13 protein-coding genes are annotated in these 13,741 nt (G+C 71.7%); 8 read left to right on the forward strand and 5 right to left on the reverse strand.

Going from position 1 to position 13,741, the window contains the following annotated elements:
* Window positions 1–716: 716 nt before the first annotated feature.
* On the forward strand, window positions 717–1,442 hold the full coding sequence (locus ABZ855_RS10815) for a molybdopterin-dependent oxidoreductase (RefSeq protein ID WP_360804318.1): 726 nt from the start codon (window positions 717–719) through the stop codon (window positions 1,440–1,442).
* Window positions 1,426–2,067, forward strand: a complete 642-nt coding sequence (locus ABZ855_RS10820) for a cytochrome b/b6 domain-containing protein (RefSeq protein ID WP_360804320.1) — start codon at window positions 1,426–1,428, stop codon at window positions 2,065–2,067. The genes ABZ855_RS10815 and ABZ855_RS10820 overlap by 17 nt, the downstream gene beginning before the upstream one ends.
* A gap of 304 nt (window positions 2,068–2,371) precedes the next feature.
* Here ABZ855_RS10820 and ABZ855_RS10825 read toward each other — a convergent pair whose 3' ends face one another.
* The 4 genes from ABZ855_RS10825 to ABZ855_RS10840 all read right to left on the reverse strand — a co-directional run bounded on the left by ABZ855_RS10825 (window position 2,372) and on the right by ABZ855_RS10840 (window position 6,260).
* The gene (locus ABZ855_RS10825) at window positions 2,372–3,409 is read right to left on the reverse strand and encodes an L-idonate 5-dehydrogenase (RefSeq protein ID WP_360804323.1); all 1,038 of its coding nucleotides are present in this window, start codon (window positions 3,407–3,409) and stop codon (window positions 2,372–2,374) included.
* 36 nt (window positions 3,410–3,445) lie between these two features.
* Entirely contained in the window at window positions 3,446–4,213 is a 768-nt protein-coding gene (locus tag ABZ855_RS10830; protein WP_360804326.1) for an SDR family oxidoreductase, read from the reverse strand.
* Between the two features lie 10 nt (window positions 4,214–4,223).
* Window positions 4,224–5,621: a gluconate:H+ symporter gene (locus ABZ855_RS10835; RefSeq protein ID WP_360804329.1), complete on the reverse strand. Its 1,398-nt coding sequence runs from the start codon at window positions 5,619–5,621 to the stop codon at window positions 4,224–4,226.
* An 81-nt stretch (window positions 5,622–5,702) separates the two neighbouring features.
* Window positions 5,703–6,260 carry a gluconokinase gene (locus tag ABZ855_RS10840; protein WP_360804331.1) on the reverse strand — a complete coding sequence of 186 codons (558 nt, stop codon included), beginning with the start codon at window positions 6,258–6,260 and terminating at the stop codon, window positions 5,703–5,705.
* A gap of 96 nt (window positions 6,261–6,356) precedes the next feature.
* Here ABZ855_RS10840 and ABZ855_RS10845 point away from each other — a divergent pair, with 96 nt between their 5' ends.
* Entirely contained in the window at window positions 6,357–7,058 is a 702-nt protein-coding gene (locus ABZ855_RS10845) for a FadR/GntR family transcriptional regulator (RefSeq protein ID WP_360804335.1), read from the forward strand.
* Here ABZ855_RS10845 and ABZ855_RS10850 read toward each other — a convergent pair.
* A complete protein-coding gene (locus ABZ855_RS10850) occupies window positions 7,055–7,564 on the reverse strand; it encodes a YchJ family metal-binding protein (RefSeq protein ID WP_360804338.1) in 510 nt (169 codons plus the stop codon). The genes ABZ855_RS10845 and ABZ855_RS10850 overlap by 4 nt on opposite strands.
* A 379-nt stretch (window positions 7,565–7,943) precedes the next feature.
* Between ABZ855_RS10850 and ABZ855_RS10855 the strand changes: the two genes are divergently transcribed.
* The 5 genes from ABZ855_RS10855 (at window position 7,944) to ABZ855_RS10875 (ending at window position 13,696) form a co-directional block, all read left to right on the forward strand.
* Window positions 7,944–9,809, forward strand: a complete 1,866-nt coding sequence (locus ABZ855_RS10855; protein ID WP_360804341.1) for a phage tail sheath subtilisin-like domain-containing protein — start codon at window positions 7,944–7,946, stop codon at window positions 9,807–9,809.
* Between the two features lie 43 nt (window positions 9,810–9,852).
* The gene (locus ABZ855_RS10860) at window positions 9,853–10,377 is read left to right on the forward strand and encodes a phage tail protein (RefSeq protein ID WP_055614510.1); all 525 of its coding nucleotides are present in this window, start codon (window positions 9,853–9,855) and stop codon (window positions 10,375–10,377) included.
* 779 nt (window positions 10,378–11,156) lie between these two features.
* Window positions 11,157–11,861, forward strand: coding sequence for a hypothetical protein (locus tag ABZ855_RS10865; RefSeq protein ID WP_360804890.1), 705 nt, complete (start codon window positions 11,157–11,159; stop codon window positions 11,859–11,861).
* Window positions 11,854–12,624, forward strand: a complete 771-nt coding sequence (locus tag ABZ855_RS10870) for a hypothetical protein (protein WP_360804345.1) — start codon at window positions 11,854–11,856, stop codon at window positions 12,622–12,624. The genes ABZ855_RS10865 and ABZ855_RS10870 overlap by 8 nt, the downstream gene beginning before the upstream one ends.
* Before the next feature lie 46 nt (window positions 12,625–12,670).
* On the forward strand, window positions 12,671–13,696 hold the full coding sequence (locus ABZ855_RS10875) for a Pvc16 family protein (protein WP_360804348.1): 1,026 nt from the start codon (window positions 12,671–12,673) through the stop codon (window positions 13,694–13,696).
* The last annotated feature ends 45 nt before the right edge of the window (window positions 13,697–13,741 follow it).

Genomic DNA, 13,741 nt, shown 5'->3' on the forward strand with positions numbered 1-13,741 from the left:
GGGGGCCGGACTTGCCCGAGGGGGCCGGTGGTCCCGGACGGTGGGAGATGGACGGGGGGCCCGATGAACACGGGCGGCGGGATCCCAACGGGCGGTTCGATGGCTCGGGGCGGCCGGTTTCGGTCGGAGGGTCTGACGACCCCGGGCGGCCGGGCGGGCGGTCCGAGGACTCCGGGCGGCGGGATGTGGACGGGGGGTCGGATGGCCTGGGGCGGGCGGTTTCGGTCGGAGGGTCTGACGACCCTGGGCGGCGGAATGCGGGCGGGCGGTCCGAGGACCCCGGGCGGCGGGATGTGGACGGGGGGTCGGATGGCCTGGGGCGGGCGGTTTCGGTCGGAGGGTCTGACGACCCCGGGCGGCGGGTTGGCAACGGGGGGTCCGATGAGCCGGGGCGGCGAGGCGTCGACGGGGTGTCTGATGGCTCGGGGCGGCGGGCTTCGGCCCGGGGGATCGATGAACCCGAGCCGGATTCGCTCGGGGGGTTCGATGATCCTGGGCGGCCGGATGTCAGCGGGGCTTCTGATGACCCGGGGCGGCCGGTTTCGGCGCCAGCGGCCGATGGCCCCAGGCTGACGGATTCGCTCGAGCGGTCCGATGACCCCGGGCTGACGGATTCGCTCGAGCGGTCTGCGGCTACCCCCGGGCGGCGTGATTTGGCCGGGGGGTCCGAGGAACCCGGGCGGCGGGATGTGGGCGAGCGGTTCGATGGTCCGGAGTTGCGGGGCGGGCGTTCGCAGGAGCGGGGTACGCCCATTGGGCGCCGGATATTTCTTGGCACGCTTGGGCTCGGTGCCCTCGGGGTGGTCGCGGCGCCCGGGCTCCAGCGGGGCATGGAGTCCTTTCTCGCCGGTGCGGCGGAGAAGGACCCCACCGGCCTGACCGGCCTCCTCCCGAACGGCGGCGGCTTCCGCTACTACTCGGTGACCTCCTCCGTACCCCGCAAGGATGCCGAGAACTACCGGCTGAAGATCGACGGCCTGGTCGACAGACCAGCCACCTACACCCTCGCAGACCTTCGCGCGATGCCCCAGACCAGGATGGTCAAGGACGTCCAGTGCGTCACCGGCTGGCGGGTGCCCGGCACCCCCTTCGAAGGGGTACGGCTGTCCCGGCTCCTGGACGCGGCCGGCGTGCGCTCCTCGGCCGGGGCCGTCCGCTTCACCTGCTTCGACGGCGCCTACAGCGAGAGCCTGACCCTCGAGCAGGCCCGCCGCGCCGACGTACTCGTAGCCCTGCGCATGCAGGACAAGGACCTGGGCCACAGCCACGGCGGCCCGGTCCGCCTCTACGTCGCCCCCATGTACTTCTACAAGTCCGCCAAATGGCTCTCCGGCATCACGGTCACCGAGGACGTACAACCCGGCTACTGGGAGAACCGCGGCTACGACATCGACGCATGGGTCGGCAAATCGAACGGACGCGACGATGAGCCTACGAGCTGACACCCAGGCGCACCCCACGTCCGACGTGCGCCGCTTCGGCCGCCCCCAGAAGTGGGTGCACCGCGCGACGGCCGCGCTGATGGGCGTGTGCGTGGCGACGGCGGCCTGTCTGTACATCCCCCAGTTCGCCGAACTGGTCGGCCGCCGCGCACTGGTGGTGCGCGTCCACGAGTGGGCGGGCCTCGCCCTGCCGGTACCCGTCCTGGCCGGCCTCGCCTCCCGCGCCTTCCGCGCGGACCTGGGCTTCCTCAACCGCTTCGGCCCCCACGACCGGGTCTGGCTGCGCGCGGCCCTACGACGCGACAAGCGCCGTGCGTCACGCCCGGCCGGCAAGTTCAACGCGGGCCAGAAGATCTACGCGGCCTGGATCGCGGGCGCCACCCTGGTCATGCTGGGCACGGGTCTGCTGATGTGGTTCACCCACCTCACCCCGCTGATGTGGCGCACCAGCGCGACCTTCGTCCACGACTGGCTGGCGCTGACCATCGGCATAGTCCTGGCCGGCCACATAGGCATGGCCCTGGGCGACCCGGAGGCCCGCCGCGGCCTACGAACAGGCTGGGTGAGCAAAGCCTGGGCCTCCCACGAACACCCCCTCTGGCACCCCCACAACAAGGACCACTGACCCGACTTGCCTGCCCTTCCCCGCCGGCCCCGAAAACCGGCCGCTTTCGCCCTCTCCCCCGGCCCCGGAAACCGGCCGCTTTCGCCCTCTCCGCCGGTCGCGGAAACCGGCCGCTTTCAGGGGCGCGGGGAACTGCGCGACCAGCCCCAACACACCCGCACCCAACAACGCACCGGCAGCCGACCAGCTCGCTTTCTCCGCCGCCCCCGGAAACCGGCCGCTTTCAGGGGCGCGGGGAACTGCGCGACCAGCCCCAACACACCCGCACCCAACAACGCACCCCTCCCCACACCCCCCGGCGGAGCTACCCCCCAAAGTCCAACAACACCTTGCACGCCCTCTCCCGATCCCCCGCCAACCCAAACGCCGACTCCGCCTCCCCCACCGGCACCACCGCACTGACCAACCCCTCCAGCGCCGGCTCAGCCCCCAACAACCCCAACGCCTCGTCGAACTCCCCGTCGAACCGAAAAGCCCCCCGCAGTTCGATCTCCCGAGTGACAACCAGATTCCCCGCGAACGGACTCGGCCCCGGCGGCAGCAGGCCGACCTGTACGACCACCCCACCCCGCCGCACCAACCTCAGACACGTGTCCAACCCCGCCGCCACCCCCGACGCCTCAACGGCAACATCCACCTCGGCCGGCCACCCCGCGTCGCCAGGATCATCCGCCCGCACGACCTTGTCGGCGCCCGCGACAACCGCGTACGCCAGCGCCTGCGGAAGCAGATCCGTGACCGTCACCCGAGCCGCACCCGCTGCCTTCGCCGCCGCGACGACCAGGCACCCGATGGGCCCCGCGCCGGTCACGAGGACATGCCTGCCCGACACATCCCCCGCCCGGCGCACGGCGTGCAGCGCCACCGACAGGGGCTCCGCCAAAGCCGCCCGCCGCAACGGCAGTTCCGCCGGTACGGCCCTCAACTGATCGACGGGGACGACCAGTCGCGCCGCGAAGCCGCCCTGGACGTGGGGCGTACGGGCGGCGCTCCCCAGGTAACGCGTGTCCCGGCAGACATTGCGCCGCCCGGACGCACACTCCGGACACACCCCGCACGGGGTAGCCGGGTGCACAGCAACCGGCGTACCCACCAAAGGATCTGACGCTCCGTCACCACCCCCGTCACCGTACGAGACCACCGTCCCCACCACCTCATGGCCCAGCACCATCGGCTCCGCGAGGCGAAAGTCCCCCACCCCGCCATGCCGCCAGTAGTGCAGATCCGACCCGCACACCCCGCCGTACCGGACGGCCACCAGCGCCTGACCGGGACCGGGGGACGGCACAGGCAGTTCGTCGACCCGCAGGTCACCCGCACCGTGGATCACGCAACCGAGCATCGGGAAACCCCTTCCGAGTGACTGAATCGGCCCGCGTCACAGGACGCTGGTCATGCCGCCGTCGACGTACAGCACCTGTCCGCCGACGAAGTCCGCCGCCGGGGAGGCGAGGAACAGCACCCCGCCCACCAGATCCTCCGTACGCCCCCACCGGCCGGCCGGGGTGCGTCGCCGTACCCAGGCGCTGAACTCCGGGTCGTCGACCAGGGGTTGGGTCAGTTCCGTCTCGATGTAGCCGGGGCCGAGGCCGTTGACCTGGACCCCGTGCGGGCCCCAGTCCGCGCACATGCCCTTGGTGAGCATCTTCAGCGCGCCCTTGGTGGCCGTGTAGGGCGCGATGCCCGGCCGGGCCACCTCGCTCTGTACCGAGCAGATGTTGATGATCTTGCCGTGCCCGCGTTCCGTCATCCGCCGGGCCGCCTCCCGCCCCACCAGGAACGCGCTGGTGAGGTTGGTGTCGAGGATGCGGTGCCAGTCGGAGTCGGTGAACTCCAGGAGCGGGGCCCGCAGTTGCATGCCCGCGTTGTTGACCAGGATGTCGAGCGGGCCGACCCGCTCCTCGATGTCCGCGATCCCGGCGGCGACCGAGGGACCGTCGGTGACGTCGAAGGCGGCGGTGTGGATCTTCCCGGAGGCCGAGGCCAGTTCGGCGGCGGCCTCGGCGAGCCGGTCGGTGTCGCGTCCGTTGAGGACGACCGTGCAGCCCGCCTCGGCCAGTCCCCGGGCCAGGGCGAGGCCGATGCCCCGGCTGGACCCGGTGACCAGGGCCGTACGGCCGCCGATGTCGAAGAGAGGGTGACTCATTCCCGTACCCCTAGATCACGAGTGACAGCAGCAGGACCAGGCCGCCCGCGACCACGGAGATGATCGTCTCCATGACCGACCAGGTCTTGAGGGTCTGGCCGACGCTCAGGCCGAAGTACTCCTTGACCAGCCAGAATCCGGCGTCGTTGACATGGCTGAAGAAGAGCGAACCGGCGCCGATGGCCAGGACCAGCAGGGCCGCGTGGGTCGTCGACATGTCCACTGCGAGCGGAGCCACGAGGCCGGCCGCCGAGACCGTGGCGACGGTCGCCGAACCTGTCGCCAGCCGGATCGCCACCGCGATCAGCCAGGCCAGCAGCAGGGCCGGTATGGACCAGTCCTCGGAGATGTCCAGGACCATCTTGCCGACCCCGGAGTCGATCAGCGTCTGCTTGAAGCCGCCGCCCGCGCCGACGATCAGCAGGATGCCCGCGATGGGCGCGAGACCCGTCTCGACGATCCGGGAGATGCGTTCCCGGGAGAACTCGGCCGGGCGGCCCAGCGTGAATATGCCCACGAGGACGGCGGCGAGCAGGGCGATCAGCGGGGAGCCGACGACGTCGAAGACGCGCTGCACCATGTGCGTGGGGTCGTCGATGATGATGTCGACGAGCGCCTTGGACAGCATCAGGACGACGGGGAGGAGGATCGTGGCGAGGGTGGCGCCGAAGCCGGGACGCTTCTCCAGGTCCTCCGAGGGGCGTTGGGGGATCATGCGGTCGGGGGCGGGAACGTCCACCCAGCGGGCCGCGAACCTCGAGAACAGCGGACCGGCGATGATCACCGTCGGGATGGCGACCAGGACACCGAGCGCCAGGGTCACGCCGAGGTTGGCGCCGACCGCGTCGATCGCGATCAGCGGACCGGGGTGCGGCGGCACCAGGCCGTGCATCACGGACAGACCGGCGAGCGCCGGGATGCCGATGCGCATCAGGGAGTAGTTGCCGCGCTTGGCGACCATCAGGACGACCGGGATCAGCAGGACGACGCCGACCTCGAAGAACAGGGGCAGGCCGATCACCGAGGCGATCAAAACCATCGCCCACGGCATCGTCCGGCCCGACGCCTTCGCCAGGATCGTGTCGACGATCTGGTCCGCGCCGCCGGAGTCGGCGAGCAGCTTGCCGAGGATCGCGCCCAGGGCGATCAGGACACCCACGCCGGCCACCGTCGCGCCGAGCCCGGTGGTGAAACTGGCGATGGTCTTGTCGAGCGGCGCGCCCGCGAAGGCGCCCAGCGCCAGCGAGCCGATGGTCAGGGCCAGGAAGGCGTGCAGCTTGAACTTGGTGATCAGCAGGACGATGAGCGCGATGCCCGCCAGTACGGCGACGCCCAACTGGGCGTGGCCGGCCGAGGTGATCGGCTCGACGGTGTCCGCTGCCAGCATCTCGACGCTGAGTCTGGTCACGGTGGTTCCCTTGTCTTTTTGTCTTGTGGAGTACTTCTGGAGTACTTCTGGGGGAGGGCCTATCGGCGCGCCCGGCGGGGTTCAGCTCTCCTCGGGCCCGCCGAGGTCATCGACGTCATAGCGGTCATCGACGTCGTCGAGCGCTGCCGTCGCGCGGGCGGTGATCTCCTCGGGGCTGCCGGACACGTCCACCGCCACGCCCGCCTCGTCCGCCTCGAGTGGCTGGAGCGTGGCGAACTGGGAGTCGAGCAGCGCGGTCGGCATGAAGTGACCCTGCCGGTGCGCCATCCGGTCCTCGATGAGCGCCCGGTCGCCGGTGAGGTGCACGAAGACCACTCCGGGCGCGGCGGCCCGCAGCCGGTCCCGGTACGACCGCTTCAGCGCCGAACTGCTCACCACCCCGCCGAGGCCGGCCCGGCCGTGCGCCCACTCGCCGATGGCGTCCAGCCAGGGCCACCGGTCCTCGTCGGTCAGCGGGGTCCCGGCCGTCATCTTGTGGATGTTGGCCGGCGGGTGGAAGTCGTCGCCCTCGGCGTACGGAACGCCGAGCCGAGCCGCGAGCAGGGGACCGATCGTGGTCTTCCCGGTGCCCGCGACCCCCATGATCACGACGACGTGTGGGGTACGCGTCTGCTGCATGGACGCAGTGAAACGCATTACGTAAGACAAATTCAAGAGCCGAGACTTAATAAGTCTGACTTTATGGAAGCGTGACGTGCCCCGTACTCTGAGTGCATGAGCACATCGGGCCGAGGGCTGCACGGCCATGTACTGGAAACCCTCGGACCTGCGATCACCGCGGGCGAGTACCCGCCGGGCAGCGTTCTGCGCACGGACGAACTCGCACAGCGGTTCGACGTGTCACGCTCGGTGATGCGGGAGGCGGTCCGCGTCCTGGAGTCGATGCACCTGGTCGAGTCCCGCCGCCGGGTCGGCGTCACGGTCCGGCCCAAGGCCGAGTGGAACGTGTACGACCCCCAGGTCATCCGCTGGCGGCTGGCCGGCGCCGACCGCCCGCAGCAGTTGCGCTCCCTCACCGTCCTGCGCTCCGCGATCGAACCGGTGGCCGCAGGTCTGGCCGCCAAGTTCGCCACCGCCGAGCAGTGCGCGCGGCTCACGGAGTGCGCGCTGGGCCTGGTGGCCAACTCGCGCGGCCATCAGCTCGAGGGCTATCTCGTCCACGACATGGCCTTCCACCGGGTGATCCTGGAGGCCTCCGGCAACGAGATGTTCGCCCGCCTCGGCGATGTCGTCGCGGAGGTCCTGGCGGGCCGGACCCATCACGAGGTCATGTTCGAGGACCCCGACCCGGCCGCCGTCACCCTGCATGTACAGGTCGCGGAGGCGGTCCGCGAGGGTGACGGCGAACGGGCGGAACGACTCACTCGGGAGATCGCGGTCGGGGCCCTTCAGGAACTGGACATACTCGCGCCCTAGACGCCCCGGGTGTCCTGAGTTCCCGTGTGGCCCTCGCCGCCGTTGTCGCCCTCGTCGATGTCCCCGTCGACGTACACCCACGCCCCGTCGACCCGCTCGAACCGGCTCCGCTCCCGCAGCGAACCTCCCCGGTAGGAGGCCCGGAAGGTCACGGTCCCGGTGGTGTGGAACGCCGTGCCCTCGCCCGTTTCAAGGATCTCCAGGCCCGTCCACCGCATCCCGGGATCGAATTCGATCCGCGCGGGGCGGGTACGCGGATGCCAGGTGCGCAGCAGGTACGCCTCGTCACACTTCACGAAAGCGCTGTAGCGGGAACGCATCAGCGCCTCGGCCGTCGGCGCGGCGGCCGCACCCGTGGGGGTCCCCCCGGTCGAGTTGGTTCGAGACTGGGGGAGGAATCGGCCACAGCACGTGTCGTACGTCTCCGCAAGACCGCACGGACATGTGGAGCTCTGAACAGGGGTGGAGGGGCGCTGCCGCCTGAGATGCGCAGTACGTCGGGACATGCCCGCCATTCTGCTGTACCACGTGCATCGTGTGCTGTGCGCATTCTGTGAAGTCGCTGACCCGACACGCGCACATCGCGTGCGGGTCGTGCGCGGCGATCTTCATCGAACCTTCCCCAGGGGTGGCGTGAACGCGTCTTGCTGGCCCAACTGCCCACCCCCAAAGGTGGATTACGCACTTGAGCATCAGGAGTCGCAAGCGTGTCGCTTGCCCCGGGCGGCCGTCCGGCCGGGGTACTGACGGGGGAAAGCTGATGAGGTGTCATGGGCCGGCGCGTCCCGCGCGCCGGACAGTTCCGTGCGCACCGGACCGGACGACTCTCCCTCCGCCACCTCCTTGGTGCCTTGACCCGGTGCCCGGATAGGGATTGGAGGGGGAATGCCGACGACAGCAGTGGGTGCGGCCAGGCCGACATATCCCGGCGTCTACGTCGAAGAGCTTCCCAGCAGCACTCGTACCATCTCCGCCGTGACCACGTCGGTGACCGCGTTCGTGGGGCACACCCGGCGCGGTCCGCTGAACGAGCCCGTGCGTGTCACCGGCTTCACCGAATTCGAGCGGCGGTTCGGCGGGCTCGCCTCGCAGAGCGCCGTCGCCTACGCCGTCCACCAGTTCTTCGGCAACGGCGGCTCCGTCGCCGTGATCGTCCGGGTCGCGAAGGCGGGCAGCGGCAAGGCCGCGTGCGTCGCCCTGGAGTCCACGGAGGGGCACAGCGAGGCCCGCGTCCTCGAGGTGCACGCCAAGGAACCCGGCGGGTGGGGCAACGGTCTGCGCGTCGCCGTCGACTACGACACCCCGAACTGCGACGAGACCTTCAACCTGCGCGTGTACGACGCGAAGGGCGAGGCCCGCGAGTCCTACACCGGGCTGTCGATGGACTCGGCACACGGGCGCTACGCGCCGACCGTGATCAACGCCGGGTCGCGGCTCATCCGGGTCGAGGCGGTCGGCGAGGGGCGGCCCGATCCGTCCGGGACCGTGTCCAAGCCCTTCGGCAACGAACTGCCCGATCTGGCCGTCGACGTGACCGTCAAAATCGGTGACGTGGAGCGGGAGTTCACGCTCTACGACCCCGAGTGCGACGGCGAAGCCCCCTGCTCCGTCGCCGAGTTGGCGCTGCTGCTCGAACGCAAGCTGCGGGCACTGCCCGACGCGCCGGGCAAGCACGCCTACGCGGGCGTCGAAGTCACCGCGTTCGGGCGGCGGTTGCAGGTCGTGGCCGGTTCCACCGACCCCGAGGACGTCGTCCGCTTCCTCGGCCAGTGCGCCAACGACCTGGGCCTCGAAGCCTCCGTGAACCCGCCCGTCTTCCCCCTGGAGGGCGGTGAGGACGGCGAGGCCCCCGGCCCGCGCGACCTCATCGGTTCCGAGGCCGACAAGTCCGGCATCCAGGCGCTGCGCGGCGTCGCCGACGTCAATCTGCTGGCCCTGCCCGAGCTGGCCGCGTACGAGAAGACCGAGGACATGCTCACCGTCGTCTCGGCGGCCCAGCGGTTGTGCGAGGAGCGGCGGATCTTCCTGCTCGTCGACGCGCCCAGCACCTGGGTGAGCGTCGACACGGCCCGGGCCGGGCTCGCCGCCTTCGACGCGGTCCGGGGCAACCACGCCGGCCTGTACTTCCCGCACCTTCAGCTCACCGACCCGCTCACCGGACGGCTGCGCGCCTTCCCGCCGTCCGGCGCCGTCGCCGGCGTCGTCGCGCGGACCGATTCGGAGCGCGGGGTGTGGAAGGCGCCGGCCGGGACGGAGGCCCGTCTCGCGGGCGTCCACTCCCTCACCGTCGAGCTGACCGACCGCGAGACCGGGCTGCTCAACCCGCTCGGCGTCAACTGTCTGCGGACGTTCCCGATGGCGGGTCCGCTGGTGTGGGGGGCGCGCACCCTGGAGGGCGCCGACGCGCTCGACAGCGAGTGGAAGTACGTACCCGTGCGACGGCTCGCGCTGCATGTCGAGGAAAGCCTCCAACGAGGCCTGCAGTGGGTCGTGTTCGAGCCCAACGACGAGAGTCTCTGGCAGCAGATCCGGCTGGGCGCGTCCTCGTATCTGCACACCCTCTTCCGGCAGGGCGCCTTCAAGGGCAGCACGCCGCGCGAGGCCTACTTCGTCAAGTGCGACCACGAGACCACGACCGACGAGGACGTGGCGAACGGGGTGGTGAACGTCCTGGTGGGCATCGCGCCGGTGCGGCCGGCGGAATTCGTGATCGTCAGGATCCAGCAGACGTCGGGCCAGTCCGCCCTCTAGGGCCTCGAAGTCCCCGAGCATTGTGGAGAGTTGAAGGAATCCGATGGCTGAGTTCACGGTCAACGCCCAGCGCTTCGATCCGTACAAGAACTTCAAGTTCCTGGTCCTGTGGGACGGTCGTACGGTCGCCGGCATCAGCAAGATCAGTCCGCTCAAGCGGACCACGGAGGTCGTCAAGCACCGCCACGGCGGCGACCCCTCCTCCCCGCGCAAGTCGCCGGGACGCTCCGAGTTCGAGGGCATCACCCTGGAGCGCGGGGTCACCCACGATCCGGAGTTCGACCGCTGGGCCAACAAGGTCTGGCAGGTCGGGGCGGGCCTCGGCTCCGAGGTGTCCCTCGCGGACTTCCGCAAGGACATCGTGATCCAGGTCCTCAACGAGGCCGGCCAGGTCGCCGTCTCGCACAAGCTGTACCGGACCTGGCCGAGCGAGTACCAGGTCCTCGGTGAGCTCGACGCCAACGCCAACGCGGTGGCCATCCAGTCGCTCAAGTTGGAGTGCGAGGGCTGGGAGCGGGACTACGAGGTGCCCGAGCCCGAGGAACCGTCGTTCCTCAACCCGGCCTGAGGCGGCGGTAGTCGAGGGAATCCGAAGCGGGGGAGGGTATGGCGATCACCTCGGCGGCCGGACTGCTGGCCGCGTGGGAGGCGGGACTTGCCGAGGCACCGGCCGGCCGTGCGCTGCTGCTGCACCGCACGGCCCGCCCGGACGTCGACATGGGCCTGCTGACGCGGCTTCCGGTCGGCGAGCGGGAGGTGGATCTGTTCGCCCTGCGCCGGGCACTGTTCGGCGAGCGCATGCAGGTACGGCTCGGGTGCACGGCGTGCGGCGAGGACATGGAGTTCGAACTGAACGCCGGGGAGTTGGCGCGGTCGCTGGACGGGGGCGAGGGCGAGGGCTTCTCGGGGGAGGAGCCGCGTCGGTCGTCGCTCGGGGCGGACGGATCACCGGCCGAGGGGGATGGGCCGGGGACGGTCGGGGACGCCGGGGCGCCCGTCGGGCGGGACGGGTCGGCTGCAGGTGAGGCTGGTAGTTCGCCGGTCGGGCGTGCCGAGGTGCCGGTGTCCGGGCAGGTTGCGGGCTCGGTTGGTGGGTCGGCCGCGTTGTCGGTCGGGCGGGACGGGTTGGCTGCGGGCGGGGGCGGTGGTTCGTCGGTTCGCCGCGATGAGCTGATTGGGACCGGGCCTGTTGCGGGGTCGATGAACGGGTCGGACGGGGTGGGCGGTTCGGTTGTTGGGCGCGATGGCGTGCCCGTGGCCGGGCAGGCTGTGGGCTCGGCGGGTGGATCGGCCGCGTTGTCGGTCGGGCGGGACGGGTTGGCTGCGGGCGGGGGCGGTGGTTCGTCCATCCGGCGTGACGAGCTGGTTGCGATCGGGTCGGACGGGGTGGGCGGTTCGGCTGTCGGGCGCGATGAGGTGCCCGTGGCCGGGCAGGCTGTGGGCTCGGTGGGTGGATCGGTCGGGCTTGGCGGGTTGGCTGCGGGCGAGGCTGGTGGTTTGCCGGGCGGGCGCGATGCGCTGGTTGGGGCCGGGCAGGTCGCGGAGGCGCCGGGTCGGGCGGATGGTTCGCCGGCCAGGCATGACGGCGGGTCCGGAGCCGGACGCGGGGATTCGCTTGTCCGCGTTCAACAGGGCGGCTGGGACGTCGAGTTCAGGCTGCCCGGGGTTGCCGACCTCGCGGCGGCAGCCCGGGCCGCGGATCCGCGCGGGGCGTTGCTCGCGCGGTGCCTCGTGTCGGCGGCCAACGACGGCGCCGCCGTCACCGCGAAGGACCTGCCCCCCGCCGTGCAGCGCTGGATCGCCGAGGCGGTCGAGGCCGCCGACCCCGGCGCCGACCTGGCGCTCAACGTGGCCTGCCCCGAGTGCGGCCGGGCCACGCGCGCGGAGCTCGACATCGCCTCGTACCTGTGGACCGAACTGGACGCCTGGGCCCGGGACCTCCTCCTCGACGTCCATCTGCTCGCCACCGCCTACGGCTGGAGCGAGCCGGAGATTCTGGCGCTCAGCCCGCTGCGGCGCCGCTACTACCTGGAGCTGTGTGCGGATGTCTGACCACCCGGCTGACTCCCCTACGGGAAGCGGGCCGTCGGGCCCGCCGGAGCCCGACTTCCTCGACCGGCTGATCGCCCGGCACACCGCCGGAGCCGTCACGGGCGCGGCCCGGGTGCGGCCTCGGCTGCCCGGTCCGTTCGAACGGGTCGAGGCGGTACGGGCCCCGGTGTCCGACCCGGACGGACAGTCCCCGCTCTGGCCCGCCCCCGCGTCACCGGCTGCCGTCGCAGCGCCCCCGGACCGGCCGCGCCCGGCGGTCTCCGGGGCCCGCCCCGGCCCGGAACGGGAGCGGACCGTCGTACGCACTGAACAGGTGTACGGCGAGCAGCCCACCCTGCCCGCACCCCGCGCTGCCGCCCCCGAGGGGCCCCTGCTCCGGCCGGTCACGCCCCTGCTGCCCGGCCCGCGACCGGCCGGGCGCCCCGCGCTCCGCACGGCGGGCGGGCAGCGCCCCGCGAGCGACTCCACCCGGACCACGGCGGCCGTGACCAGCCTGTCGGGCCCCGGGACTGCCTCCCGCGCCACCGGGTCCGCAGCCCCGCGTCCCAGCGCCGCGGACACGGCGGCGGCCCGCGAGGCCGTACGGCAGGCCGCCGCCCGGCGACCCGGACGCGCGCCCGAGCAGGTGGTCGAGGTGCGGATCGGACGGCTCGAGGTCACCGCGGCCGCGCCCGCCGGAGCCACGCGGCGCCGCCCGGCGCCCGCCGAGCGCCCGGCGGCGACCGTGAGCCTCGCCGACTACCTGGCCCGGGGGCGCGAGTGAACCACGCGACAAGGCCGACCGAGACGAGGACCGAGGAACGGACGTCATGAGCAACGCACTTGCCATCGCCCACGTCACCCAGGCCCTCGCCGCCCTGATCGAGAACAACCTCGGGCCGGAGTTCGACGCGGCCGTCACGGTCGAGACGCGCAAGCCGCCGACCGAGCCCTCCGGCGAACCGACCATCAACGTGTTCCTCTACCAGGTCACGCCCAACACCTCGCAGCGCAACAACGACCTGCCGACCCGCGCCGCCGACGGCACCCTGGTCAAGCGGCCCGCCGCCGCGCTGGATCTGCACTACCTGATCAGCGCGTACGGCGAGGAGAACGAACTGGTCGGACAGCGGCTGATCGGGTCCGTCGTCCGTACCCTGCACGAGATCCCGATCCTGCCCAAGGACGTCATCGAACAGGCTGGTGAGAAGCCGTATCTGACGGGCAGTGACCTCCTGGAATCGGCCCAGCGTGTCCGGTTCACCCCGACGGTGATGGACGTCGACGAGACGTCGAAGCTCTGGGGAATGCTCTATCAGACGCCCTACTCGCTGTCGGTCGTCTACCAGGCCGCCCTCGTCTTCATCGAGGGCCGCGAGACACCCGTCCCGGCGAAGCCGGTCCAGCGGACCGATGTGCGCGTGCTGCCGTTTGGGGCGCCGGGTGCGCCGGGTGCGCCGGGTGCGCCGGTACCGGGTGGACGGGCGCTGCCCGTCAACGAGGCTGCGGGGAACGGGAGTTCGGGCCGAGGCGCAGCAGTGCCGGGCCCGGACCGGATCCCGCAGCCGACTCCGGATCCGACCTCGGAGCCGACCCCCGAGCCGTCTTCCGAGCCGTCGTCCCAGCCCGCCGGGAAGGCGCTCGTGCCGAAGGCCGCCGCCAAGAAGGCCGTGGCGAAGGCGCCGGCCCGTGCCCGCAAGGCCGCGCAGCCGGCCAAGGCGGCGGGTGCGGATGCGGGTGCGGGTACCGGCGCGGGCGCGAGCGCGGGTGGCAGGGGCGCGCGGGGCGCGGCCAAGCGCACGCCCGCCTCGCCCGACGGACCCGGGAACGGCGACACCACGAGCGGGGGCAGCTAGCACATGGGAAAGCGCGAGGGGACCGGTACGACGGGCACGCCCACC

The organism is Streptomyces sp. NPDC047042, from assembly GCF_040644035.1.
Taxonomy (GTDB): domain Bacteria; phylum Actinomycetota; class Actinomycetes; order Streptomycetales; family Streptomycetaceae; genus Streptomyces.